At 70.4% G+C, this 24,497-nt stretch carries 22 protein-coding genes and 2 pseudogenes; 17 read left to right on the forward strand and 7 right to left on the reverse strand.

Going from position 1 to position 24,497, the window contains the following annotated elements:
* The first annotated feature begins 30 nt into the window (after positions 1-30).
* The 7 genes from Q9S36_RS20190 to Q9S36_RS20220 all read left to right on the forward strand — a co-directional run bounded on the left by Q9S36_RS20190 (position 31) and on the right by Q9S36_RS20220 (position 7,848).
* Positions 31-1,578, forward strand: coding sequence for an aldehyde dehydrogenase family protein (locus Q9S36_RS20190; RefSeq protein ID WP_311286667.1), 1,548 nt, complete (start codon positions 31-33; stop codon positions 1,576-1,578).
* 11 nt (positions 1,579-1,589) lie between these two features.
* Complete coding sequence (locus Q9S36_RS20195) at positions 1,590-1,976, forward strand: DUF779 domain-containing protein (protein WP_217528859.1); 387 nt, start codon at positions 1,590-1,592, stop codon at positions 1,974-1,976.
* A gap of 66 nt (positions 1,977-2,042) precedes the next feature.
* Entirely contained in the window at positions 2,043-3,020 is a 978-nt protein-coding gene (locus Q9S36_RS20200; RefSeq protein WP_311286668.1) for a glycosyltransferase family 2 protein, read from the forward strand.
* Positions 3,017-4,369 (forward strand): polysialyltransferase family glycosyltransferase, encoded by a 1,353-nt coding sequence (locus Q9S36_RS20205; protein ID WP_311286669.1) that lies wholly within the window; start codon positions 3,017-3,019, stop codon positions 4,367-4,369. Before Q9S36_RS20200 ends, Q9S36_RS20205 begins: the two co-directional genes overlap by 4 nt.
* 1 nt (position 4,370) lies before the next feature.
* Positions 4,371-5,534: an acylneuraminate cytidylyltransferase gene (locus Q9S36_RS20210; protein ID WP_311286670.1), complete on the forward strand. Its 1,164-nt coding sequence runs from the start codon at positions 4,371-4,373 to the stop codon at positions 5,532-5,534.
* A gap of 104 nt (positions 5,535-5,638) precedes the next feature.
* Positions 5,639-6,511: an N-acetylneuraminate synthase family protein gene (locus Q9S36_RS20215; RefSeq protein WP_311286671.1), complete on the forward strand. Its 873-nt coding sequence runs from the start codon at positions 5,639-5,641 to the stop codon at positions 6,509-6,511.
* Positions 6,508-7,848, forward strand: a complete 1,341-nt coding sequence (locus Q9S36_RS20220) for a DUF6716 putative glycosyltransferase (protein WP_311286672.1) — start codon at positions 6,508-6,510, stop codon at positions 7,846-7,848. The genes Q9S36_RS20215 and Q9S36_RS20220 overlap by 4 nt, the downstream gene beginning before the upstream one ends.
* A 77-nt stretch (positions 7,849-7,925) precedes the next feature.
* Here the strand turns inward: Q9S36_RS20220 and Q9S36_RS20225 are convergent, their stop codons facing one another.
* Positions 7,926-8,834, reverse strand: coding sequence for a LysR family transcriptional regulator (locus Q9S36_RS20225; RefSeq protein WP_311286673.1), 909 nt, complete (start codon positions 8,832-8,834; stop codon positions 7,926-7,928).
* Positions 8,835-8,978: 144 nt separating this feature from the next.
* Between Q9S36_RS20225 and Q9S36_RS20230 the strand changes: the two are divergent.
* Positions 8,979-10,361, forward strand: a pseudogene (locus tag Q9S36_RS20230) (MFS transporter).
* Positions 10,358-11,104, forward strand: a complete 747-nt coding sequence (locus Q9S36_RS20235) for a 3-hydroxybutyrate dehydrogenase (protein ID WP_311286674.1) — start codon at positions 10,358-10,360, stop codon at positions 11,102-11,104. Before Q9S36_RS20230 ends, Q9S36_RS20235 begins: the two are co-directional and overlap by 4 nt.
* Positions 11,105-11,191: 87 nt before the next feature.
* Here Q9S36_RS20235 and Q9S36_RS20240 read toward each other — a convergent pair whose 3' ends face one another.
* The 3 genes from Q9S36_RS20240 to Q9S36_RS20250 all read right to left on the reverse strand — a co-directional run bounded on the left by Q9S36_RS20240 (position 11,192) and on the right by Q9S36_RS20250 (position 13,833).
* Positions 11,192-12,310: a hypothetical protein gene (locus Q9S36_RS20240; protein WP_311286675.1), complete on the reverse strand. Its 1,119-nt coding sequence runs from the start codon at positions 12,308-12,310 to the stop codon at positions 11,192-11,194.
* Between the two features lie 88 nt (positions 12,311-12,398).
* Positions 12,399-13,286: a hypothetical protein gene (locus Q9S36_RS20245; protein WP_311286676.1), complete on the reverse strand. Its 888-nt coding sequence runs from the start codon at positions 13,284-13,286 to the stop codon at positions 12,399-12,401.
* Positions 13,287-13,377: 91 nt separating this feature from the next.
* Positions 13,378-13,833, reverse strand: coding sequence for a VOC family protein (locus Q9S36_RS20250; protein ID WP_311286677.1), 456 nt, complete (start codon positions 13,831-13,833; stop codon positions 13,378-13,380).
* 90 nt (positions 13,834-13,923) lie between these two features.
* On the opposite strand from Q9S36_RS20250, the gene Q9S36_RS20255 reads away from it, so the two are divergent.
* The 5 genes from Q9S36_RS20255 to rplI all read left to right on the forward strand — a co-directional run bounded on the left by Q9S36_RS20255 (position 13,924) and on the right by rplI (position 16,648).
* Complete coding sequence (locus Q9S36_RS20255; protein ID WP_311286678.1) at positions 13,924-14,871, forward strand: WYL domain-containing protein; 948 nt, start codon at positions 13,924-13,926, stop codon at positions 14,869-14,871.
* 112 nt (positions 14,872-14,983) lie between these two features.
* Entirely contained in the window at positions 14,984-15,349 is a 366-nt protein-coding gene (gene rpsF, locus Q9S36_RS20260) for a 30S ribosomal protein S6 (protein ID WP_269454691.1), read from the forward strand.
* A 5-nt stretch (positions 15,350-15,354) separates the two neighbouring features.
* Complete coding sequence (locus Q9S36_RS20265) at positions 15,355-15,876, forward strand: single-stranded DNA-binding protein (RefSeq protein WP_311286679.1); 522 nt, start codon at positions 15,355-15,357, stop codon at positions 15,874-15,876.
* A 53-nt stretch (positions 15,877-15,929) separates the two neighbouring features.
* Positions 15,930-16,184 carry a 30S ribosomal protein S18 gene (gene rpsR, locus Q9S36_RS20270; RefSeq protein WP_005054609.1) on the forward strand — a complete coding sequence of 85 codons (255 nt, stop codon included), beginning with the start codon at positions 15,930-15,932 and terminating at the stop codon, positions 16,182-16,184.
* An 11-nt stretch (positions 16,185-16,195) separates the two neighbouring features.
* On the forward strand, positions 16,196-16,648 hold the full coding sequence (gene rplI / locus Q9S36_RS20275) for a 50S ribosomal protein L9 (protein WP_064002775.1): 453 nt from the start codon (positions 16,196-16,198) through the stop codon (positions 16,646-16,648).
* Positions 16,649-16,877: 229 nt separating this feature from the next.
* Here rplI and Q9S36_RS20280 read toward each other — a convergent pair whose 3' ends face one another.
* Positions 16,878-18,911, reverse strand: coding sequence for an LPXTG cell wall anchor domain-containing protein (locus Q9S36_RS20280; RefSeq protein WP_311286680.1), 2,034 nt, complete (start codon positions 18,909-18,911; stop codon positions 16,878-16,880).
* 97 nt (positions 18,912-19,008) lie between these two features.
* Entirely contained in the window at positions 19,009-20,124 is a 1,116-nt protein-coding gene (locus tag Q9S36_RS20285) for a hypothetical protein (RefSeq protein ID WP_311286681.1), read from the reverse strand.
* 439 nt (positions 20,125-20,563) lie between these two features.
* Here Q9S36_RS20285 and dnaB point away from each other — a divergent pair, with 439 nt between their 5' ends.
* Positions 20,564-21,934 (forward strand): replicative DNA helicase, encoded by a 1,371-nt coding sequence (gene dnaB / locus Q9S36_RS20290; protein ID WP_064002773.1) that lies wholly within the window; start codon positions 20,564-20,566, stop codon positions 21,932-21,934.
* A 119-nt stretch (positions 21,935-22,053) separates the two neighbouring features.
* Here dnaB and Q9S36_RS20295 read toward each other — a convergent pair whose 3' ends face one another.
* Positions 22,054-22,485, reverse strand: coding sequence for a hypothetical protein (locus tag Q9S36_RS20295; RefSeq protein WP_311286682.1), 432 nt, complete (start codon positions 22,483-22,485; stop codon positions 22,054-22,056).
* Positions 22,486-22,488: 3 nt separating this feature from the next.
* Here Q9S36_RS20295 and Q9S36_RS20300 point away from each other — a divergent pair.
* Positions 22,489-23,676: pseudogene (locus Q9S36_RS20300) on the forward strand (heavy metal translocating P-type ATPase); the annotation flags it as partial.
* A 179-nt stretch (positions 23,677-23,855) separates the two neighbouring features.
* A complete protein-coding gene (locus tag Q9S36_RS20305) occupies positions 23,856-24,278 on the forward strand; it encodes a hypothetical protein (RefSeq protein ID WP_311286683.1) in 423 nt (140 codons plus the stop codon).
* Positions 24,279-24,497: the final 219 nt, after the last annotated feature.

Raw genomic sequence — 24,497 nt, forward strand, 5'->3', positions numbered from 1 at the left:
GCCGCATCCATGTCCGTCGAAGGAGACAGCATGACCATCGTCGAAGAGGGCGTCTCGAGCGTCTACGCCGCACCCGGCCAGCGGGGCGCGGTCGCGGAGTACCGGGCGCGCTACGGCCACTACATCGGCGGCGAGTTCGTCGAGCCGGTCAAGGGCCAGTACTTCGAGAACATCACTCCCGTCACCGGCAAGCCGTTCTGCGAGGTCGGCCGCGGCACCGTCGAGGACATCGACCGCGCGGTCGACGTCGCGTGGAAGGCGTTCGCGTCGTGGAAAAAGACCACGCCCGCCGAGCGCGCCGTCATCCTCAACAAGATCGCCGACCGCATCGAGGAGAACCTCGAGAAGATCGCCGTCGCCGAGACGTGGGAGAACGGCAAGCCGGTGCGCGAGACGCTGGCCGCCGACATCCCGCTCGCCGTCGACCACTTCCGCTACTTCGCAGGTGTGCTCCGGGCTCAGGAGGGCTCGCTCAGCCAGATCGACGAGGACACCGTCGCCTACCACTTCCATGAGCCCCTCGGTGTGGTCGGCCAGATCATCCCGTGGAACTTCCCGATCCTCATGGCCACGTGGAAGCTCGCTCCCGCCCTCGCCGCGGGCAACTGCGTCGTGCTCAAGCCCGCCGAGCAGACCCCGGCATCCATCCTGTTCCTGTTCGAGATCATCGGCGACCTGCTTCCGGCGGGCGTCGTCAACATCGTGAACGGCTTCGGGATCGAGGCGGGCGCGCCCCTCGCGCAGCACAAGCGCATCCGCAAGGTCGCCTTCACCGGTGAGACCACGACCGGCCGGCTCATCATGCAGTACGCATCGCAGAACCTCATCCCCGTTACGCTCGAGCTCGGCGGCAAGAGCGCGAACGTCTTCTTCGACGACGTGGCGCGCGATCGCGACGCGTACTACGACAAGGCGCTCGAGGGCTTCACGTTCTTCGCGCTGAACCAGGGCGAGGTGTGCACGTGCCCGTCACGCGCTCTCATCCAGCGGTCGATCTACGACCAGTTCCTGGGCGACGGCCTCGACCGGGTCTCGAAGATCGTGCAGGGCAACCCGCTCGACCCGGCGACCATGATCGGTGCGCAGGCCTCCAACGACCAGCTGGAGAAGATCCTCAGCTACATCGACATCGGAAAGCAGGGCGGCGCCAAGCTGCTGGCCGGCGGTGAGCGGGTCGACCTCGGCGGCGACCTGAGCGGCGGATACTACGTCGCGCCGACGGTGTTCGAGGGCACGAACGACATGCGGATCTTCCAGGAGGAGATCTTCGGCCCGGTCGTCTCGGTGACGAGCTTCGACGACTTCGGCGACGCGATCGACATCGCCAACGACACCCTCTACGGTCTCGGTGCCGGCGTCTGGAGCCGCTCGGCTGACACCATGTACCGGGCGGGACGTGCGATCGAGGCCGGCCGTGTGTGGACGAACACGTACCACCAGTACCCCGCCCACGCGGCCTTCGGCGGGTACAAGCAGTCGGGCATCGGACGCGAGAACCACCTGAAGATGCTCGATCACTACCAGCAGACGAAGAACCTCCTCGTGTCGTACGCCGAAGGCGCGATGGGCTTCTTCTGAGCCGTCACCCCATGACCGACACCACCTACAGCAGGGTCGCCGTCTCGGACGAGGCGGCGGCCCTGCTGCGCACCCTCACCGCGCAGCACGGTCCGCTGATGTTCCATCAGTCGGGCGGATGCTGCGACGGCAGCAGCCCCATGTGCTACCCCGTGGGCATGTTCCTCACCGGCGCGGGCGACGTGAAACTCGGCGAGATCGACGCGGGCCTCGACGATCCGATCGAGGTGTACATGTCGGCATCCCAGTTCGAGTACTGGAAGTACACGCATCTCACGATCGACGTCGTCCCCGGGCGCGGCGCGGGGTTCTCGGTCGAAGGGCCGACGGGGATGCGGTTCCTCATCCGGTCCCGGATGCTGACCGACGAGGAGCTCGCCGCCTTCGGGCTCGCCTGAGCGCCCGACCACGACCGTTCACCCGGAGGCCACCTTCCGGTCACGCCCGCTTGTTTGGATCGCGGCGTGTCCTCACCGATCGTGACCGTCATCCTGCCGGCGAAAGACGCCGGTCCGTACATCGGCACGACCGTCACGACGCTCGGCCGGCAGTTCGAGGACCCGGGCCGCCTGCGCCTCGTGGTCATCGACGACGGCTCGACCGACGACACCCGCGCGCAGGTGCAGCACTTCGCGCGCGACATGCCCCACGTCGAGATCATCTCGAACGCGCAGCCCGTCGGCCTCGCTGCGGCGCGCAACCAGGGACTCGACCTCGTCGACACCGACTTCTTCTGCTTCGTCGACGGCGACGACTGGATGCACCCCGAGCGCCTCGAGAGCCTCGTCGGCTCGATGCGCCGGCTGGAATGCGACTTCGTCCGCACCGACCACGTCACCGACACCGACGGGCGTCGACGCCTCATGCGGGCACCGCACGGTCGCCGAGGCCGGGTCGTGTCGCCGCGCGACGCGATCATGCCGGCCGACGAGACGACGATGGTCGACTACCCCTATGCCTGGGCGGGCATGTTCCACCGGCGCGTGCTGGATCGGGGTCTCGCGCACTTCGAGCCGGGCCTGTTCACGGCGGAGGACCGCCCGTGGATCTGGCGCCTGCACCTGCGCGCGGAATCGTTCGCGGTCGTGGACGCCCCCGCGATCCTGTACCGCCGCGGCGTCACCACCTCGCTCACGCAGGTGCTCGACCGGCGCCAGCTCGACTTCCTCCCCGCCTTCGCCGAGGCGATCCGCGTCGTCGAGGCCGACGACGAGGCCGACCGCTTCCTCCCCAAGATCGCGACGACGACGATGTCCGTGTGCGCCTACCACCTGTTCCGCGCCCGCGCGATGTCGACCGCCGACCGCACGGCGCTGCGCACCGGCATCCGTGACCTGCTGCGCGCCATCCCGGCCGAGCAGATCGACCCGGCGCTGTCGCGGCTGTCGGACCGCCGTCGCCGCATCCTTGCGCGCCTCGTGCGCGAGGTGCGCACCGCATGACGCAGATCTTCGTCCTCAACTCCGCGTACGGACTCATGACCGCTGTCGCGGCGATGGATGCCGGGGTCATCCCGGCATCCCCGTCGGGACGCATCCTCGTCGCCGTGAACGCGGCCATCATCCCCGAAGCCGCCCCGGGCATCGGGGACGCCGCGCACCTGGCCACCCTCCGCGCGCGCTTCGACCGCGTCGTCGACCTGAACGCTCTGCTCGCCCCGGAGCGCCCGCCGCACTGGCGCGTGACCGCGAACGCGGCTCCCATCCTCGAGCGCCTGCTGCGCCAGGCGTGGGGGATCGGCGACGCGGCCGTCGAGCTGTTCCTGCAGAGCCCGCAGGTCGCGCCGTCGCGGGTGTTCATCGACGTGTTCGCCGGTGCCGACGTGTCGATCGTCGGAGACGGCCTCATGACGTACTCGCCGATCCGCAATCGCTGGCCGCACACCGTCGCGAGCCGGGTCACCGCCGTCGTCTACGCCGACACCGTGCCGGGCGTCGAGCCGCTGCTGTTCCCCGTTGCCGCTCGAGTACCCGTGCCACCCGCAGCCCTCCGCGCGGTCGTCGACGAGGTCGCCGCCGCGACGGACGACCCCGAGATCGACGCGCTCGTGCAGCTCGATCGTCCGGCCCTCGTGCTCGGGCAGTACCTCTCGGCGCTGAAGCTCATCTCGGCCGACGAGGAGCTGCGGATGCAGTGCGACATGATCGACCGTGCGCTCGAGTGGCGCCCGGGCTCGATCGTGTTCAAGCCGCATCCGTCGTCGGCCCCCGCCCTCATCGACGACCTCGCGGCGCACGCCGCCGCGCGCGGGGTGAGCTTCACCGTCTTCCGCGGCGGCACCCCCGCCGAGGTCCTCGCCGTGCGGCTGCCGTTCGTCGGCGGGGTCGCCGGCTTCTCGACGGCCCTGCCCACGCTGCAGGCGCTGACCGGCCTGCCCATCGGCGCCGTCGGCACCGATCTGCTGCTGCAGCGACTCACCCCGTTCGAGAACGGCAACCGCATCCCGGTCACGATCATCGACGCGCTCACCCGTCCGGACTCGCCCTACCCGGGAGAGCGGATGCAGCTGCTCGTCGACGCCGTCGGGTACGCCATGCAGCCGGTCATCGCCGCGCACCTGCGGCCGCGCGCCGAGGAGTTCCTCGCGTCGGCGCCCGCCGCCGAGCGTTCCCGGTATTTCGCCCGCACGCGCCTGACCTCGCTCGCGCTGCCCGGCGGCGGCACGCCCGGCCTGTTCTCGCGTGCGCTCGGGCAGCGCGACGGCGCGAGTCGCATCACCGAGGTGCAGCTCGCGCTCCGCGGCGCGCGGCGCCGGGGCAAGCGGGCCTGGAAGGCCCTGCGAGGAGGATGACGTGACGCCGAGCACCGCCCAGACGATCGCGATCATCCCCGCCCGCGGCGGGTCGAAAGGCGTGCCGGGCAAGAACGTCGCCCGGGTCGGCGGCATCCCGCTCGTTGCGCGCGCCGTCCGTGCTGCGCTGACCTCCGGCGCGATCGACCTCGTCGTCGTCTCGACCGACGACGCCGCTATCGCCGACGCCGCGCGCGCCGCCGGGGCGCGCGTCGTCGACCGCCCCGCCGACATCTCCGGCGACCAGGCCAGCTCCGAGAGCGCGCTGCTGCACGCCCTCGACACCCTCGCGGTCGAGGGGATCACCCCCCGGGTGACGGCGTTCCTGCAGGCGACGAGCCCCTTCATCCCCGCCGCCGCCCTCGGCGAGGCGGTGGCGCTCGTGCGGGGCGGCCGCGCCGACAGCGTGTTCTCAGCGCGGGAGAGCTACGAGTTCGTCTGGCGGAGGGATGCCGCCGGTGCGGCATCCGCTCTCGGTCACGACGCCGCACACCGACCGCGCCGGCAGGACCGCGACCCGCACTACGTCGAGACGGGCGCGTTCTACGTCTTCACGACCGACGGGTTCCGGGAGGCCCGGCACCGCTTCTTCGGCCGGACGGAGATCGTCGAGGTCCCCGAGGAGTCCGCGATCGAGATCGACGACCCGGCGCAACTGCGCACCGCGCAGACCCTCGCGCACCTGCTCGAGCCCGCCGAACCCCTCGCCGCGCGGGTCGTCGTGACCGACTTCGACGGCGTCCACACCGACGACTCCGCCTGGGTGGATGCCGCCGGCACCGAGCACGTGCGCGTCAGCCGCTCCGACGGCATGGGGGTCGCGCTGCTCCGGCGAGCCGGGGTGCCGGTGCTGATCCTGTCGACGGAGCGGAACGCGGTCGTCCGCGCCCGCGCCGAGAAGCTGCAGGTCGAGGCGATCCACGGCGTCGACGACAAGGCGGGCGTGCTGCGGCAGTGGGCGGCCGTCCGCGGCGTCGACCTCGCCGAGACGGCCTACCTCGGCAACGACGTCAACGACCTGCCGGCGATGGCTCTCGTCGGCTGGCCCGTCGCCGTCGCCGACGCCCGGCCCGAGGTCGTCGCCGCCGCGCGCGTCGTGCTGACGCGCCCCGGGGGCGCCGGAGCGGTGCGCGAACTGGCCGACCGCGTCCTCGCCGCACGCTGACGCACCCACCCGACAGCCAGTCGTCCGGTCCTCGCCACCCCGGGTTCATCCGTCATTCACGGTCGGAACCGACGCTGAGGGGAGTAACGACGAAAGGACTCGCCATGACGGTGACCATCGGAAACCACGTACTCGGTGGCGGACACCCCGTGTACGTCATCGCCGAGATCGGCCTCAATCACAATGGCGACGTCGAGCTCGCCAGGCGTCTGATCGACGTGGCCGCCGACGCCGGCGCGAACGCGGTCAAGTTCCAGAAGCGCACCCCCGAGATCGCGACGCCCGCGCACATGCGCGACACGCTCCGCGAGACCCCGTGGGGCACGATGACCTACCTCGAGTACCGCTACCGCGTCGAGTTCGACCGCGACCAGTACATCGAGATCGGCGACCACGCCACGATGCGCGGCCTCGACTGGTTCGCCTCGCCGTGGGACGTCCCGAGCGTCGAGTTCCTCGAAGACCTCGGCGTCGTTGCCCACAAGGTCGCCTCGGCGAGCCTCACCGACATCGAGCTGCTCGAGGCGCTGCGCGCCACCGGCAAGCCGGTCATCCTCTCGACGGGCATGTCCACGATCGAGCAGATCGACCGCGCGCTCGAGGTGCTCGGCACCGACCGCACGGTGCTCATGCACGCGACGTCGACCTACCCGATGGAGCCCGAGGAGGCGAACATCAAGATGATCGCCTCGCTCCGCGACCGCTACGCCGGCATCCCGGTCGGGTACTCCGGTCACGAGCGCGGCCTGCAGATCTCCCTCGCCGCCGTCGCCCTCGGCGCGGTCGCCGTCGAGCGCCACATCACCCTCGACCGCACCATGTGGGGCTCCGACCACGCCGCCTCGCTCGAGCCGACCGGTCTCGAGCACCTCGTCCGCGACATCCGCGTCATCGAGACGGCTCTCGGCGACGGGGTGAAGCGCATCTACGAGGGTGAGCTCGCCCCCATGGCGAAGCTGCGCCGCGTCCCGGCATGACCATGCGCGGTGACCGTCCGGGACGCCTGCGCGTCGTCGCGATCGCCGACGCCGACTCCTTCGTGAAGTGGTCGGCGGCGCTCATCGACTCCGCGCCGTCGGTGGACCCCCACCTGCTGCTCGTGAAGACGCCGCTCACGGTGAGCGTGGCGCAGGAGCATGCGGCGTTGGCGGGCACCGGCATCCGTCCCGAGGCGGTCACCCGCCTGGCCTGCGACGACATCGCGGCCTGGCTCGCGAAGGACCGGCCCGACGTCGTCGTCATCGGCGGCCGCGGCCCGTTCGTGCGGCTCGTGATGCGGCAGATCGACCGCGTCGCGCCGCGGCCCGTCGTGGTGTCGGGGCTGCCCGGCATCTCGATCCCCGCCCAGCGCGGCGCCGCGATGTACCGCAAGCACTGCGATCTCATGATCGTGCACTCGCAGCGCGAGCGACGGGCGTTCCGGCACCTGGCCCAGCGCCTCGGCCTCGAGCTGCGCCTCGGACTCGCGACCCTGCCGTTCGCGCGTCCGACGCGTCCGTCCGGGGGCGGCACCGACCTGGTCTTCGCGGCGCAGGCGATCGTTCCGCGCGAGCCCGCCGACCGGGTCGCCATCGCGGGCATCCTGCGGGCCGCGGCCCTCGCCGACCCGTCGCGGCGTGTCGTCGTGAAACTGCGCTCCCGCCCCGAGCTCGGCGAGACCGAGACGCACTACGAGCGCACCGAGCTGACCGAACTGCTGCGGGACCGGCCCGACAACCTCGTCTTCTCGCACGAGCCGATGGCGCAGGCGCTCGCGAACGCCGAGGGGCTCGTCACGGTGAGTTCGACGGCGGCGATCGAGGCCATGGCGATGGGCGTCCCCGTCATCGCCCTCGACACGTTCGGTGTCTCGAAGACCCACCTCAACACCGTGTTCAACGGCAGCGGCGTGCAGGGCAGTGCCGAGGACGTGATCGCCCGCCGGTTCCGCCACCCGAACGCGCAGTGGCTCGCCGACAACTACTTCCACGCCCCCGAGCAGTCGACCTGGTGGTCCGACGTCGAGCAGCTCGTCTCGCTGCGCCGGCGCGGCCTGCTGCCGCCGCGGTTCGTCCCGACGGCCCGCGGGGGCGCACTGCACGAGGCGTGGCAGCGAAAGGCCGTGCTCGGCCGCGAGGACCGCTCGCTTACGGGAGCCGTCGCGCTCGCCGTCGGCGCACCGCTCGTCTGGGGCATCCTCACCGCGCGCAAGGTGCTCGGCCGTCGCGGCGCGGGCAGCTGGTTCGACGACCAGACCGACATCACCGTCACCCCGGCCCGGTACCAGGACCCGATCGTCCGGCCCCGCCGCGCGGCGCTCGTCGCGATCGACTGACGCGGCGCCGGGGCTTCGCCTGTCGCAACACGCCGCGTGCGGCCGCCGTTTGTGACAGGGGAGGAGAGCGCCGCGCGTCAGCGGCGCCCGGCGAGCATCGCGGCGGCGGCCGCGGTCTCGTCGCGCAGGGCGTCCGCGAGGGCGGCGACCGCAGGGATCCGCAGCGACTCGGGCCGCACGATCATCCAGTACGGCAGCCGCTCGTCGAACTGATCGGGCAGCAGCCGCACGAGGTCGTCGTGCCGGTCGGCGACGAAGCACGGCAGCAGCCCGATGCCCGCCCCCGCCCGCGTCGCCTCGACGTGCACGAACACGTTCGTCGAGCTCAGTCCGTCGCGCATCTCGGGTACGAGGCGCCGCGGCAGGTCGAGGGCGTCGACCTGCAGGATCGCGTCGACGAAGTAAACGAGCGGATGCCGCATGAGCTCGGCGGCGTCGCGCGGCATCCCCTCCCGTTCCAGGTAGTCGCGCGAGGCGTACATCCCGAGCGTGTACGCGCCGAGCTCGACGCCCTGCGCGCGCCGGGACTGCGGGGCGCCGACGACGACCTCGATGTCGAGGCCCGGACGGTGCGCGGCGGCCCGCCGGGTCGCGGTGACGATCTCGACGCTCAGGCGCGGATGCTGCCGGCGCAGCCGCGCGACGGCGGGGGCGGCGATGAACGCGCTGAACCCGTCCGTCGCCGACATGCGCACGACACCCGCGATCGGGTCGTGGTCCTCGCCGGCGCCGGAGAGCTGCGTCAGCGCGGACTCGATCCGTCCGGCGGTGTCGACCGCCTGACGGCCGAGCGCCGTGAGCTCCCAGCCGCCGCCCGACTGCGCGACGAGGCGCCCGCCGACCGCGTCCTCGAGGGCCGCGATGCGGCGCGCGACCGTCGTGTGGTCGACGCTGAGGGCGTTCGCCGCCGTCGTGTAGCGACCCGACCGGGCGACGGCGAGCAGCACGAGCAGGTCATCGGCGCGGAGGCGACCACGGGCATCCATGTGTGCAATTCTGCACACGAAGGGTGCAGGACTGGGCATTGATCCTCATGGTGCGCGGTGCGCAGACTGTGGGGCGGACGCCACCGCGTCCCGCGTCAGAGCAGACCACCCCGGATGTCATCGACGACATCGATCGGAGAGACCATGTCAGCCCCCACCCGCGCCGCCGAACCCGCGGCATCCCCCACCCCGTCCGGCCTGCGCCGCGTCGTCGCCGCCTCGATGGCCGGCACCGTCGTCGAGTGGTACGAGTTCTTCCTCTACGCCACCGCCGCGAGCCTCGTGTTCGGCACCTACTTCTTCCCGCAGACCGGCTCGTCGCTCGACGGGATCATCGCCGCCTTCGTCACCTACGCGGTCGGCTTCATCGCGCGGCCGCTCGGCGGCGTCGTGTTCGGCCAGATCGGCGACCGCTTCGGCCGCAAGCCCACCCTGCAGGCGACGATCATCATCGTCGGCGTCGCGACCTTCCTGATGGGCTGCCTGCCCGGCTTCGTCGAGATCGGGTACTGGGCCCCCGCGCTGCTGGTCGCGCTGCGCTTCCTGCAGGGCTTCGCCGTCGGCGGCGAGTGGGGCGGCGCCGTGCTCCTCGTCGCCGAGCAGAGCCCGAACCGGTCGCGCGCGTTCTGGTCGAGCTGGCCGCAGGCCGCCGTGCCCGTCGGCAACCTGCTCGCGACGCTCGTGCTGCTCATCACCTCGTGGGTGCTGAGCTCCGAGGACTTCCTCGGCTGGGGATGGCGCATCGCCTTCTGGCTGTCGGCCGTCATCGTCCTCGTCGGCTTCTACATCCGCCGTCACGTCGAGGAGGCGCCGATCTTCCTCGAGGCCAAGGCGCAGGTCGAGGCCGAGAAGGCGGTCTCGTACGGCGTCGTCGAGGTGCTGCGTCGCTACCCGGTCGGCGTGCTGCAGGCCATGGGCGTGCGGTTCGCGGAGAACATCGTCTACTACATCGTCGTCAGCTTCTCGATCGTCTACCTGAAGACCGTCCACGAGTACGACACCAGCCAGCTGCTGCTCGCCCTGCTCATCGCGCACGTCGTGCACTTCCTCGTGATTCCGCAGGTGGGGCGCCTCGCCGACCGGTTCGGCCGCCGGCCCGTCGCCCTGACGGGCGCGATCCTCAGCGCGACGTGGGCGTTCTTCGCCTTCCCGCTGTTCGACACGCTCAACCCCGTGCTCATCGTGCTCGCGGTGACCGTCGGCTTGACGTTCCACGCGTTCCTGTACGCGCCGCAGCCGGCGATCATGGCCGAGCTGTTCCCGACCCGCATGCGCTACTCCGGCGTCTCGCTCGGCGCGCAGGTCACGGCGATCGCGGCCGGCTCGCTCGCCCCGATCCTCGCGACGCAGTGGCTGCGCGACTACGGCTCGTAGACCCCGGTCTCGATCTACATCGCGATCGCCTGCCTCATCACCGGGACCACGATCGTCCTCATGCGCGAGACGAAGGGCGCCTCGCTGCAGGCGATCGACGAAGCGGATGCCGTCCGCACGGCCGAACTGCTCCGTGAGAAGGAGCGCGCATGACCGACCTCACCGGCCGGACCGCCCTGGTCACGGGTGGCGCGAGCGGCATCGGCGCGGCGTGCGCCTCGGCGCTCGCCGCCGCCGGTGCCCGGGTGACGGTCGCGGACGTCGACGCCGACGGCGCGCAGCGGGTCGCTGCCGCCGTCGGCGGCGAGGCGTGGGCCGTGGACCTGAGCGACACGGCGGCCCTCGCCGACCTGCGGCTTGACGTCGACGTCCTCGTGAACAACGCCGGCATCCAGCACGTCCGCCCCATCGAGCAGTTCGAGCCCGAGCGATTCTCGTTCATGATGCGCCTCATGCTCGAGGCGCCGTTCCTGCTCATCCGCGCGGCGCTGCCCGCGATGTACGAGCGCGGGTTCGGCCGCATCCTGAACATGTCGAGCGTGCACGGACTCGTGGCATCCCCCTACAAGTCGGCCTACGTCGCCGCGAAGCACGGTCTCGAGGGACTGTCGAAAGCGACCGCCCTCGAGGGCGGCGCCCACGGGGTCACGAGCAACTGCATCAATCCGGGCTACGTGCGCTCGCCGCTGGTCGAGAAGCAGATCGCCGACCAGGCGAAGCTGCACGGCATCGGCGAGGACGAGGTGCTGTCGCAGGTGCTGCTCGCCGAGGCCGCGGTCAAGCGCCTCGTCGAACCCGAGGAGGTCGCCGCCCTCGCGGTCTGGCTCGCGGGACCGGATGCCGGCATGGTCAGCGGCGCGAGCTACACGATGGACGGCGGCTGGTCCGCCCGCTGACCCCCCGGCTTTCCCCTGTCACAACACGCCGCGCGCGGCTGCTGTTTGTGACAGGGGAAGGGGGATGCCGGGGCGCGGCGCGCCGGGTCAGCGGAAGATCGCGTCGAGCAGGCCGCTCTGCATCGCGAAGACGCCGAGGACGAAGAGCCCGCCGATGATGATGGCGGGCCACGAGACGCCGCCCTTCAGGCGTCGGCCCTGCGCGGCGACCCCCGGCGGCGGGCGCAGCGTGCCGAGCGGCGGGGCGAACGGCAGCGAGTCGGCCGTCGCGCCCGGCACGGCCGCGGTCTGCGTGAGCCGGTCGTCGCGCCAGCGCTCCCACTGGGCGAGCTTGTCGAGCACGGCGCCGACCGCAGAGAACAGCCACGCCCACGTGTTCGGGTCGAGGGTCGACAGGTCGCGCTTCGCGTAGAGGAACAGCCAGTCGTCCACGATCTCGACGTCGAGCTGCGCGGCGTGGTCGATGAAGCGCGCCATGATGTCGGGCGTGAAGAGGTAGAGCGCGTCCTGCTCGTACCCCTGCGGGCAGTACAGCGCGAAGTGCTGGTCGAAGTCCCCCTCGAGGCTCAGCCGCTGGTCCTTGTCGAACGCCTGCGGCAGGTTCGAGCCGAAGAGTCCGTTGTTGCCGGTCGCGTCGAGCACGATGTGCGGCAGCGGCGTCGCCAGCCGGATCGCGACGTACCCCCAGCGGTGGGTCGTCTGGTTCTTGCCCGACCCGGTCGTGTAGCGGTAGTTCGCGAACTCCACGAACCGCGGACGCTCGCCCCGCAGGATGTCGGTCGACTTGCGGGAGTGCCCGTGCGAGAAGATCATGCCCGGCAGGGGCGGAGCGGATGCCTCGGCGTACCACGTCAGCCCGTTCGCCCGAGCGAAGCGGTCAAGGCGGTAGATCCGTTCGTGCGACCCCTTGAGCCCGCGGATGATGAGCGAGACGACGCCGATCGCGAAGATCGAGATGACGAGGATGAACCCGAAGGCGAGCGGGTTTCGGTTCGCTCCGCTGAGGGAGCTCGTCAGCACCTCGACGAAGATGCTGACGACGAAGAACCCCACGAACAGGAACACTGCGACCACGACGACGACCACCCACACACCCCCGCCGGAGGGGAGCCGACCGGCGGCGAGCAGCTCCTTGCGGTGCGCAGCGACAGCTGCCCGGTCGACCGGCTCGGTGAGCGGCGTCGGGTCGAAGGTCGATGTGCTCATCGGTTCACCTCGTCGGAGTCGGACGTCAGGGCGGCGCCCTCGGGGATCTCGAGTGCTTCGAGATCAGATGCCGCGACCAGCGCGGCGATCAGTTCGCGGCCCCACCGATCACCGTCGAGTCGAAGTCGACCTCGGAGACGAGCACCCAGGCACGATCCTGCGGCCAGACCATGCTCGGGCTGAGCGCCGAGGGGTCGAAGCCGTGCTCCTCGGCGGGTCGGTCGCGCCAGGGCACGCCGAGGAACCAGTCCGGACGGGCGAGCTCGCTGACGCCGCCGCGGAAGAGGACGTGCCCCCGGTCCGGGAGCTCGAGCCGAGGACTCTCGGAGATCTCCCGCGACAGGATGCCCTCCTGCCAGGTCTTCCGACGGAAGACGTTGTTCCACGCGTCCTTCACGCTCGTCCCGAGCATCTGATTGTGATGGGCGAGAACGGGGTCGGCGGGGTCGCCCATCTGGAAGAACGCGCGGGACGGCCCCTCGCCCATGTGCCCGAGCAGCGCCCCGTGCCCCTCCCAGAGCGCGACGATCCCGTCGTCCGGCGTGGTCGTGTGCTGCGCGAGGACCGACGAGATCGCGGCGAGCAGCTCGGGCAGGAGCTGCCCGCTCTCGGGGGGATCGACCCAACGCCCGTCGGGCGTGACGAGCGTGCCGCCCGTGTCCTCCTGTTGCGTCAGGCTCGACCACTGGGCCGTGGGGTGGAACACGGCGCCGAAGATCCCCGCCGCCTCACGCCACGAGAGGTCACGCGTGACGAGGCGCTCGCTCACGCGGAGGTGCTCGTCGGCCGTGACCGCCACCCACTCCTCGATCGTGGGCAGCCGCTCACCCGGGAGCTCGGTGACGGATGCCGGGTGGAACACCCGCGCGTACGCCTCGAACCCGCGCGGCACGACGTCGTGCATCGTCCAGGTCCACGGGTCGTCGAGGCGCTCGCGCAACCAGTCGCCGGCCGAGACGTCCGCGGTCCACTCCATGACGGCCACGGTACCGGCCGGCCGCTCCCGGGAGCGGGACGGATGCTGCGAGGCACCGGCATCCGTCCCGTTCGTCGTCAGGCGACCCGGCTCACGCGGTGCGCACGTCGACGACCCAGGTCACGCCGAAGCGGTCGGTGAGCATGCCGAACCCCGCGCTCCATGCCGACGCGGCGAGCGGTTCGACGACGGTCGCACCCTCGGCGAGGGCGTCCCAGCGTGCGGAGACCTCGTCGAGGGTGTCCCCCTGCAGCGAGACGAAGAAGGTGCGGTCGGTGAGCGTCATCCCGTTCTCGCGGTGCGTCGTGCCCGCAACCGCCTCGGCGCCGGCGGCGGGCCCCGGGACGTCGTACGCCATGAGGCGGAATCCGTCCGCCGCGACGAGGATGCCGAAGACGACCGTGTCGGCGCCGGGTGCGTCGGCGGGCATCCCGAGGTCGGCGTAGGTGGTCACCATCGCCTGGCCGTCGAAGACGCGGGCGTAGAACTCGAGGGCCTCGCGCGCGGTGCCGCGGAAGTTGAGGTGGGTCGTGGTGGTGAGGGTCATGATCGTCCTTCGCTGAGTGGCTGTCTGCCTGCAGCGACTCTCCTCCGCGTAGAGGACCGTTCCTGTCCGCTTCTCGACGAGGATGGGGACATGTCGTCGCCCTCGCACCGGATGCTGAACCTGCTGTCGGTCCTGCAGTCCCGGCGCGACTGGGCGGGGCAGGAGCTCGCCGACCGCCTCGGGGTGACCGTGCGCACCGTGCGACGCGACGTCGATCGGCTGCGCGAACTCGGGTACGCGATCACGGCGGTCAAGGGTCCGTACGGCGGGTACCGCCTCGCGCCCGGTGACGAGCTGCCGCCGCTCCTGTTCGACGACGAGCAGGCGGTGGCGATCGCGGTCGCGTTGCAGTCGGCATCCGGAGTCGACATCGCGGATGCCGCGGCCCGGGCCCTCGCCACGATGCGGCAGGTCATGCCGTCGCACCTGCGCCACCGCATCGACGGCATCCGGTTCGAGGCGGACGCGGCGGGCGCGCAGGCGGCGCCGACGGTCGTGGCGGCGGTGAGCGCCGCGGCCCGCGATCACCGCACCCTCCGCATCGAGTACCGCGACGACGGTCGCGCCCGGCGGATCGAGCCGCACGCCGTCGTCGTGCGCGACGGGCGCTGGTACGTCGTCGCGTGGGAAGGGGATGCCGCGGACTGGCGCATCCTGCGGCTCGACCGCATGCGGGTCCGGCAGGGCGGCGGCGTCCCGTTCGAGCCGCGCGAGATCCCCGCGGGCGATGCGCGCACCTATCTCTCCGCGAGGTTCAAGGGTTCCGACGAGCAGGATCGCTGGCCCGTGACCGCGGACCTGATCCTGTCGACGCCCGCGCAGCGGGTCGTGCCATTCCTGGGCGACGCGGAGCTCGAGGACCTCGGCGACGGCCGCAGTCGCGTGCGCGTCGGATCCTGGTCGTGGGCGGGAGCGCTCGCGTGGGCGCTGCGCTTCGACGTCCCGTTCGAGGTCGTGGGGCCACCGGAGCTCGCCGACGCCGCGGGGACGCTGGGGCGTCGACTGAGCGATTCCGCGGTGGGGCCGGGCATCCGCTAGACTGTTGTGGTTGTCCGTCTGCGCTCATGCGCGGAATCATCGGACACGTGCATCAACCCTCCTGATGCCGGGAAACGCCCGGCATCCGTTCTAGTCCGAAGGAGGTGGGTTAGTGACGCACATCCACCAGTACGAACTCATGGTGATTCTCGACCCCGAGGTCGACGAGCGCCAGGTTGCTCCTAAGCTCGACGGGTTCCTGAAGGTCATCACCGCTGATGGTGGCTCGATCGACAACGTCGACGTGTGGGGCAAGCGCCGTCTCGCCTACGAGATCCAGAAGAAGACCGAGGGCATCTACGCCGTCGTCAACTTCACCGCCACGAGCGAGGCCACGCAGGAGCTCGACCGTCAGCTCAAGCTGAACGAGCAGATCATGCGTACCAAGGTCCTCCGCGCCGAGGAGGCGATCGCTCAGGTCGCCGCCGAGAAGGAGCGCGCTGAGGCCAAGGCCGCCCGCAAGGCTGCGAAGGCCTGACGCCCATGGCCGGCGAGACCATCATCACGGTCGTGGGTAACCTCACGGCAGACCCCGAGCTGCGCTACACGCAGAACGGCCTGCCCGTCGCGAACTTCACGATCGCGTCGACGCCGCGCAGCTTCGACCGTCAGGCCAACGAGTGGAAGGACGGCGAAGCGCTGTTCCTCCGCGCGTCGGTGTGGCGCGAGTTCGCTGAGCACGTTGCCGGCTCGCTCACCAAGGGCATGCGGGTCGTCGCGACCGGCCGCCTGAAGCAGCGCTCCTACCAGGACCGCGAAGGCAACAACCGCACGGCGATCGAGCTGGAGATCGACGAGATCGGCCCCTCGCTCCGCTACGCCACGGCTCAGGTCACCCGCGCCGCCTCCAACGGCGGCGGTAACGGTGGCGGCGGCTTCGGCGGCGGTCAGCAGCAGTCGCGTCCGCAGGTGCAGCAGGACGAGCCCTGGGCCACGCCCGGGTCCTCGGCTCCTGACGCCTGGAGCGCGCCCGGGACGAGCTACGGCGACGACACCCCGTTCTGATTCGAATTGCGGATGCCGCGGGTCGCGGCATCCATCTCTCTTAAGGAAGACACATGGCTGGAAAGGCAACCGGCGATCGCCGCAAGCCGCGGAAGGGCGCGAAGAACGCCGCTCCCGCGAAGGCGATCCGCGTCGGCGTCATCGACTACAAGGACGTCGCGACGCTTCGCAAGTTCATCTCGGAGCGCGGGAAGATCCGCGCCCGTCGTATCACCGGAGTCTCGGTGCAGGAGCAGCGTCTGATCGCCAAGGCGATCAAGAACGCCCGTGAAATGGCGCTCCTGCCCTACGCCGGCGCTGGCCGGTAAGGAGTACCGACATGGCAAAGCTGATTCTCACGAACGAGGTCGCCGGGCTCGGTAGCGCCGGCGACGTCATCGAGGTCAAGAACGGGTACGCCCGCAACTACCTCATCCCCCAGGGCTTCGCTGTGGCCTGGACCCGCGGTGGCGAGAAGCAGGTGGCGTCGATCCGCGCCGCTCGCGAGTCCCGCGCGATCCACGACCACGAAGAGGCCGTGGCGCTCAAGAACACGCTCGAGTCGAACACGGTCAAGCTGACCGTCAAGGCCGGCGCTGAGGGCCGCCTGTTCGGTTCGGTCAAGACCGCCGACGTGGCCGACGCCGTCAAGGCTGCCGGTCTGGGCGACCTCGACAAGCGCAAGATCCACATCACCTCGCCGATCAAGGCCGTGGGCGAGCACGAGGCGACCGTTCGCCTCGGCGACGAGCTCACCGCCGTGATCACCCTGCAGGTGGTCGCCGCCAAGTAATCCTGGCGCGCGGTTCGGATGCCGCGGTCCCTTCCCTCACGGGTCGGGACCGCGGCATCCGTCGTTTCCGGGGCCGTGCGACGTGTTTGCGGCTGCAATGGATCTCGGCCGACACGCCGGTGTTGGCGGTGGGGACCCGGCGTGTCACGCAGGATCCCTTGCATCCGCGAGGGGGTGGACGGATGCCGCGGGTGGGGGCCCGTGGCATCCGTCCTTCTGGGGGAGTCGGTCAGACAGTGCGGCGACGCCGCGTGAGCAGCGCACCGCCGGCGATCAGGGTGATCGCGGCCAGGGGCAGCCACGGGGTCGCGACGCCTCCCGTCTGAGCCAGCGCCTGCGGCGTCTCGCCACCGCTTGCCCGGGGGACCATCGGGGCGGGGCTGCCGCCGGGGATCTGACCGTCCGTGCCGTCACCGGGGACCGTGGGCTCGACCGGCGTGGTGGGGTCGGTCGGGTTCACCGGCGTGGTGGGGTCGGTCGGGTCCGTGGGCTCGACCGGCGTGGTCGGGTCCGTCGGGTTCACCGGGGTGGTCGGGTCCGTCGGGGTGGTCGAGTCCGTGGGGTCGACCGGGTCCGTGGGGTCCGAGGGGTCGACCGGGGTGGTCGGGTCCGTGGGGTCCGTGGGGTCGACCGGGGTGGTCGGGTCCGTCGGGTCGACCGGGTCCGTGGGGTCGGTCGGATCCGTCGGGGTGCCGGGGTCGGTCACCTCGCTGTCGCCGATGACCGAGACGGCGGTGTCACCGATGGTGATCGGGATGCCGATGGGCAGCACGACCTGCGTACCGCTTCCGACACCGCCCTCACCGGAGGTGACGGGGCCCGTTGACGTGCCGGATGAGGGTGCTGCGGGGGCCGCGGCATCCGTACCCTCCGTCGTGCTGTCACCGATGACCGAGACCGCGGTGTCGCCGACGGTCACGGGGATCGTGATGGGCGCGACGACCTGGGTGCCCGAGCCGATACCGTCCGAACCGCCCGTGGTGGGCGCTCCGGTCGAGCCGCCCGAGACCGGCGCGGCCGGACCCGACGTGCTCTCGCTCGTGCTGTCGCCGATGACCGAGACCGCGGCGTCGTCCACGGTCACGGGGACCGTGATGGGGGCCACGACCTGCGTGCCGGAGCCGATGCCGTCGGTGCCGTCGGTCGAGGGCGCGCCGGTGGTTCCTGTGGCCGGTGCGGTGGGCGCGGCGACGTCGGTGCTGTCACTCGTGCTGTCACCGATGACCGAGACCGCCGTGTCGCCGATGGTGACCGGCACGGTGATCGGCGCGACCACCTGCGAGCCCGAGAGGATGCCGTCCGAACCACCCGTGGTCGGCGCTGCGGTCGAACCGCTCGGCGCCGGGGCGGCCGGGGTGGCGGCATCCGTCGACTCGGTGATGCTGTCGCCGATGACCGAGACCGCGGTGTCGTCCACGGTCACGGGGACCGTGATGGGGGCGACGACCTGGGTGCCCGACCCGACGCCGTCGGTTCCTTCGGTGGACGGGGCCTCGGCCGGCTCGGCGGGTGCGGGTGCCGGCGCGGCGGGCGCGGCATCCGTCGACTCGGTGGTGCTGTCACCGACGACCGAGACCGCGGTGTCGTCCACCGTCACGGGGACCGTGATGGGGGCGACGACCTGGGTGCCCGAGCCGACGCCGTCGGTTCCGTCGGTGGACGGGGCGTCGGCCGGCTCGGCGGGTGCGGGTGCCGGCGCGGCGGGCGCGGCATCCGTCGACTCGGTGGTGCTGGCACCGACGACCGAGACCGCGGTGTCGTCCACCGTCACGGGGACCGTGATGGGGGCGACGACCTGGGTGCCCGACCCGACGCCGTCGGTTCCGTCGGTGGACGGGGCCTCGGCCGGCTCGGCGGGTGCGGGCGCCGGCGCGGCGGGCGCGGCATCCGTCGACTCGGTGGTGCTGTCACCGACGACCGAGACCGCGGTGTCCTTCACCGTGATCGGGACGTTGACGTCGACCAGCGCCTGCGACCCGGAGGCGGCGCCGTCGGCACCGCTCGTGGACCCGGACGAGGTCTCGCGCGGCTGAGCCGGCTCGGCCTCGTCGTCGGACGAGCTGGACGAGTCGCCGATGACCGAGACGGCGGTGTCGCCGACGGTGATCGGGATGTCGACGTTCAGCAGGGCCTGGGTGCCCGAAAGCAGCCCGTCCTCGCCGGACGTCGTCGGTTCTGCGGCCTGTGCGGCCGCCGCGCCGAAGAGCGTGATGCCCCCGGCCACGAGCGTGCCCAGCAGGACACGCGACAACGTGGAGTTCATTTCATCTCTCCTCAAAAATCGACAGGGAATCGGCGCTGGAGCGCCGGCACGCAGAGCGTGCGGATGCATGCCGCGAGAAGGCGCGGCGCGATCCCCGTCAGTCGGGAGAGACGTCGGTGTCGAAGAAGGGCGCGGGAAGGCCCCGCTCGTCGGTCGGGCGACCCCGTCGTGCCCAGGCACGGTGTGCGACGGGGAACCCGAGCGGGAGCAGGGCGAACAGCCCGGCTGCCCCTCCGGAGGATGCGGAAGACAGAGAACCCGACTCGCTCAGCGGCGCCGAGGGCGCGGGCGCAGGGGGGCCTGCGAGATCGAGCGGATGCGGCGCCGCGACGGCCGCGCCGGAGTCGGCGGGAGCCTGCGCGACGGCGCGGGAGAAGAGCTGGGCGACGTGCGTCGGGGCACCCGACGACGCCTCGACCGGAGCGGTCGCGGGCCGATTCACGAGCGCACCGGTGGGAGTGTCGACGACCGGCATCGACACGGCCGGCTCGACGACGGGCACGGTGGGCGCGGCCGGAACCGGAAGGCCGGGCACAGGGACCGTGGAGGGCACATCGACGGGGAGGCTCGGAAGCTCGATGTCGGGTGTCACGGCATCCACCACGGGCGGGACGACCTCGACGATCGGCGGGATCACAGGCGAGACGGCGTCGACGACAGGGTCGGTCACCGGGCTGACCGCGTCGACGACGGGGTCGGTCACCGGGGAGACCGCGTCGACGATGGGCGGGACAACGGCCTCGACGATGGGGGCGACGACCTCGTCCGTGACGGGGGTCACCACCTCGACGACGGGTTCGAGGACAGCGTCGGTGACGGGCTTCACAGCCTCGGTGACGGGCTTGATGACCTTGTCCGTGACGGGCTTGACGACCTTGTCGGCGACCGGCTTGACGACCTTGTCCGTGACGGGCTTCGCGACCTTCTCCACGACCGGCGCGACGACCTTCTCGGCAGTCGGCTTGACCACCTTCTCGCTCACGGGCTGCGCGACCTTCTCCGTGACGGGGGTCACCACCTTGTCGACGACAGGCTCGGTGACGTCTTCGACGATCTTGGTCACCCCGCTGAGGAGTCCCTCGTCCGTGCGGTCGGACGCGCGGGCATCGGGTGCGATCAGGACGGTGACGATCGCGGCCCAGATCACGGCGATCCCGAGCCCGATCGCACAGAGGAGACCGAGGCGGGTGAACGCGCGGAGCGTCGTGTGCACAGGTCACCTCCACGATGGAAACATCGGGACGCATGCCGAGAAGGCCGCGTCTGCGGGGTGCCTGGACCCCATAAAGTACGCCGTTCCTATGAGCTTGGCAAGAGGTTCCGAGGGTTTGGGAAGACCGCCGGGAAGGCCCGACTTTCTCATTTGACAAACGGGCGATTCTGCACATGGGTGGGGATAACGCTGAACCTTCAAGCGCCACTTGAGGTCGGTTATCCATCCACAGCCTGTGAGAAGCAAAAGCCCAGATCAAAAAGACATTCGGCGGCGTGGAAAGATGTGTTTCCGCAGGTTTTCCACAGGCACTCTGCACAGGGTGGTCGGCGTTTCCCGCACGTTCTCCACACAGTTATCCACAGGCTGGTTTGCGTGTGTCGGAGCCCCTCCCTAGCGTGTGCGAGGGCCTTCCAGCGGGCCCGGAAGAGGGGCATGGATGTCGATCGCGGATCTGTCGGACGACCGAATCGGCGGCTCCCGCGGCCCCGAGCGGACTCCGCCGCACGACATGCTCGCGGAGCAGAGCACCCTCGGCGGAATGCTGCTCTCGGGTGACGCGGTCGCTGACGTCATCGAGGCGCTCCGCGGAACCGACTTCTACGTCCCGAAGCACGAGCTGATCTTCGAGGCCGTCCTCTCCCTCTACTCGCACGGCGAGCCGACCGACGTCGTCGCGGTCACCGACGAGCTCATCAAAACAGGCGATCTGCAGCGTGCCGGCGGGGCGGACTACCTGCACTCGCTGACGTCCATCGTCCCGACGGCAGCCAACGCCGCCTACTACGCGTCGATCGTCCGCGAGCGGGCGCTGCTGCGTCGGCTCGTCGAGGCCGGCACCCGCATCGTGCAGATGGGCTACAACGGGCAGGGCGAGGCGCTCGACCTCGTCAACAACGCCCAGGCCGAGATCTACTCGGTCACCGGTGCCGAGCAGTCCGAGGACTACGTCCCCCTCCAGGTCGCTGTCGACGCCGCCGTCGAGGAGATCGAGGCCGCTCGCGGTCGCGACGGTCAGATGACCGGCATCCCGACCGGGTTCGCCGGGCTCGACCAGCTCACCAACGGTCTGCACGGCGGACAGATGATCGTCGTCGCGGCGCGTCCCGCGATGGGTAAGTCGACGCTCGCGCTCGACTTCGCCCGCGCCGCCGCCATCAAGCACAACCGCCCGACCGTGTTCTTCTCGCTCGAGATGGGGCGCAGCGAGATCGCGATGCGCCTCATGAGCGCCGAGGGCTCGGTGCCGCTGCAGAGCATGCGCAAGGGCATGCTCGACAGCCGCGACTGGACGACGATCGCCTCGACCCGCGGCCGCATCAACGACGCGCCCCTCTACATCGACGACAGCCCGAACATGACCCTCGTCGAGATCCGCGCGAAGTGCCGCAAGCTCAAGCAGCGCGTCGGGCTCGAGATGGTCGTCATCGACTACCTGCAGCTCATGACGAGCGGTAAGCGCGTCGAGTCGCGTCAGCAGGAGGTCTCGGAGTTCTCGCGTGCGCTGAAGCTCCTCGCGAAGGAACTGCAGGTCCCGGTCATCGCCCTGTCGCAGCTGAACCGTGGTCCCGAGCAGCGTGCCGACAAGAAGCCCGCGATCAGCGACCTGCGTGAGTCGGGCTCGATCGAGCAGGATGCCGACATGGTGATCCTCCTGCACCGCGAGGCCGCGTACGAGAAGGACAGCCCTCGCGCTGGCGAAGCCGACCTGATCGTCGCGAAGCACCGTAACGGCCCGACCGACACCGTGGTCGTCGCCTTCCAAGGACACTTCTCGCGCTTCACCGACATGGCCGTCGGGATGGACTGAGTTCTTTGTAGGTATTTTTTGAAGTTGTCCATTTCGCGGATGAAATGTCCACGGTGTGTCCATATGGACATTTCGGCCTGACGAGGACCGCAGCGCCGGTCTACCGGATGACCGCCCGCTCAGCTCGACATTGCGATGTGGTTCAGGTCGACGAGGGCTCCGCGGAGTACCTGTTGAGCGATCCGGGCAGTCTCCATGCGCGGTTCGAAGTTCTCCCGAAGTTGTTGACGCGGATGGATGTAGTTCCGGAAGTTCCTCACTTGATCGGCGTGCCTCGCGACGTCCTCGCTGAGCACTCCGAGCGCGCGGCTCACGGCGATCAGCTCGGATAGGGTCCACTGATCAACCGGCTTCACGGAGCCATCCCTTCGCGGCGCACTTGGGGAGGCGGTGTAGGTGCCCGCTTGGGCGAGCGCCAACTCGGACAGCAGTCCTTCCAGAGTGCTTCCGACCAGGAAGATGACCGCCAACGGCGCCTCTGCTGACAGTGCACGGTCGATCTCGTCTAGCCTTCCCCGGACGACGTCGCGTGCGCTCAGGGCAGTCGGCAACTGCCCGAGATCCCCGCGGTCCTGATCGCCGCGACCCTCGTCGCCCTCTTCGGCGTGATGACCGGCGACCCGTGGACCTGGATCGAACGCGCCCTCGTCGTCCTGGTCGCGGCATCCCCGTGCGCGCTGGCCATCGCAGTGCCCGTGACGGTGATCAGCGCGATCGGAGCTGCGTCAAAGTTCGGCGTCGTCATCAAGTCGGGTGAAGCGTTCGAGCAGCTCGGCACGATCCGCACCGTCGTCCTCGACAAGACCGGTACCCTCACCCGCAACGAGCCCACCGTCGTCGACGTCCAGCCCGCCCCCGGCAACACCCGCGACGATCTGCTCACCTGGGCCGCCGCCGTCGAGGCCACCAGCACCCACCCCCTCGCCGCGGCGATCATCGCGGCCGCACCCCCTACGAGCACGGCACTCGACGTTGTCGAGGAGGCCGGGCACGGCATCACAGGAACGGTCGACGGACGGTCGATTCGCGTTGGCAACGTCCGCTGGCTCCATCCCGCTGGCCGGCAGTTGAACACGGAGGCGATGGCCGCGCAGGGCATGACCGTCGTCGTGGTCGAGGCGGACGGGCAGATCGCAGGCCTGATCGGCGTGCGGGACGAGCTGCGCCCGGAGTCGGCCGAGACGGTGCAGATGCTGCAGGCGCAGGGCATCGAGACCACCATGCTCACCGGCGACAACACCCGCACCGCCCACGCCATCGCCGTCGAGGCAGGCATAACCGACGTCCGCGCCGAGCAGCTGCCCGCCGACAAGGCCGCCGCGATCGAGGCGTTCGTCACGCAGCGGCCGACCGCGATGGTCGGCGACGGCATCAACGACGCCCCGGCACTGGCGACAGCGACGGTCGGGATCGCGATGGGTGTGAAAGGCTCCGCGGCGGCGATCGAGTCCGCCGACGTCGCATTCATCGGCCACGACCTCCGCCTCATCCCCGGCGCCCTCGCCCACGCCCGACGCGGCCGACGCATCATGACCGCCAACATCGGTCTGTCCCTGGCGATCATCGTCGCGCTGTTCCCGCTCGCCCTGTTCGGCATCCTCGGGCTCGCCGGCGTCGTGCTGGTGCATGAGATCGCCGAGGTCGTCGTCATCCTCAATGGCGTCCGCGCCGCCCGTCGCCCCGCTGCGCTACGGCAACTCGCCGCGGTGTCCGCTCGCGAGCCCGAACCCGCCCACGCCTGACCACCGATCCCTCGCCACCGTTGCCGTCGTCATCGTCCTGGTTGAGCGGCAAGCCGCGCCCGCCGGACCCGGCCTGCGCTGCCTGCGCTCCGGTGCTCGCGTGAACCGGGCTCAGAGTGGGTTTAGGTACGCACGGTAGGCTGTTGGCGATGGTCTCTTCGGCCCGGACTCCGCGCTCCGTGACGCTGAATGAGCAGTTGTTGATAATGAGGCTCATTACCAGCTTCGGTTTAGCGTTGCTGCTGATGCTGGGTCTGGCAGCGACGGGTCACACAGAGGCGGACGGTTCGACTCCTGTTCCGCTGGTGATATCTGGGCTGATGGACCCGCATATCGAGCGCGGCGTAGCTGCGCCGGCCGAGCATGAGGCAGTCGCCGGTGGCGTCGCCTCTGGGCCGAACGCGCTGGTGGGCGCTGCGCTTTGCATGCTGGGCGTGTTGTGCGGGCTGACGTTCATGGTGGTGCTGCGGGGATTGTGGCGTCGGCGGATGCCTCCGGTTCTCGGTGACGGACCACGCATGCCTTCGCTGCTTCCGGCGCCGGCTGCCCGTGCTCACCCGATTGTCTTTTCGCTGACGCAGTTGGGTCTTTCTCGAACCTGACATTTGGCACGCCGCCCTTTCGGGTGGCGCTTCGTCCCGGGTTGCGTGCCCGGGTTCTGTCCTGTGCCGTGTCTTGGTTTGGAGTACCCGATGAAAACCCCTGTGAAGGCGACACTCGTCACCATTGCCGTTGTGGTGGTGATGGTGATCGCCGCATTGATCTACGTCCTTGTCAGTCAGAGCCAGTCCGCTCCACCTTCATCTGGGGGCGGTGAATCG

This window comes from Microbacterium sp. ARD31, assembly GCF_031844425.1.

Excerpts from the sequence above, each read along its gene's own strand:
- Q9S36_RS20265 (WP_311286679.1), top strand. The coding sequence starts at position 15,355 with ATGGCCGGCGAGACCATCATCACGGTCGTGGGTAACCTCACGGCAGAC.
- Q9S36_RS20240 (WP_311286675.1), bottom strand. The coding sequence starts at position 12,310 with ATGAGCACATCGACCTTCGACCCGACGCCGCTCACCGAGCCGGTCGAC.
- Q9S36_RS20245 (WP_311286676.1), bottom strand. The coding sequence starts at position 13,286 with ATGGAGTGGACCGCGGACGTCTCGGCCGGCGACTGGTTGCGCGAGCGC.
- Q9S36_RS20195 (WP_217528859.1), top strand. The coding sequence starts at position 1,590 with ATGACCGACACCACCTACAGCAGGGTCGCCGTCTCGGACGAGGCGGCG.
- dnaB (WP_064002773.1), top strand. The coding sequence starts at position 20,564 with ATGTCGATCGCGGATCTGTCGGACGACCGAATCGGCGGCTCCCGCGGC.
- rplI (WP_064002775.1), top strand. The coding sequence starts at position 16,196 with ATGGCAAAGCTGATTCTCACGAACGAGGTCGCCGGGCTCGGTAGCGCC.
- Q9S36_RS20235 (WP_311286674.1), top strand. The coding sequence starts at position 10,358 with ATGACCGACCTCACCGGCCGGACCGCCCTGGTCACGGGTGGCGCGAGC.
- Q9S36_RS20255 (WP_311286678.1), top strand. The coding sequence starts at position 13,924 with ATGTCGTCGCCCTCGCACCGGATGCTGAACCTGCTGTCGGTCCTGCAG.
- Q9S36_RS20220 (WP_311286672.1), top strand. The coding sequence starts at position 6,508 with ATGACCATGCGCGGTGACCGTCCGGGACGCCTGCGCGTCGTCGCGATC.
- rpsR (WP_005054609.1), top strand. The coding sequence starts at position 15,930 with ATGGCTGGAAAGGCAACCGGCGATCGCCGCAAGCCGCGGAAGGGCGCG.
- Q9S36_RS20205 (WP_311286669.1), top strand. The coding sequence starts at position 3,017 with ATGACGCAGATCTTCGTCCTCAACTCCGCGTACGGACTCATGACCGCT.
- Q9S36_RS20215 (WP_311286671.1), top strand. The coding sequence starts at position 5,639 with ATGACGGTGACCATCGGAAACCACGTACTCGGTGGCGGACACCCCGTG.
- Q9S36_RS20280 (WP_311286680.1), bottom strand. The coding sequence starts at position 18,911 with ATGAACTCCACGTTGTCGCGTGTCCTGCTGGGCACGCTCGTGGCCGGG.
- Q9S36_RS20225 (WP_311286673.1), bottom strand. The coding sequence starts at position 8,834 with ATGGATGCCCGTGGTCGCCTCCGCGCCGATGACCTGCTCGTGCTGCTC.
- Q9S36_RS20190 (WP_311286667.1), top strand. The coding sequence starts at position 31 with ATGACCATCGTCGAAGAGGGCGTCTCGAGCGTCTACGCCGCACCCGGC.
- Q9S36_RS20250 (WP_311286677.1), bottom strand. The coding sequence starts at position 13,833 with ATGACCCTCACCACCACGACCCACCTCAACTTCCGCGGCACCGCGCGC.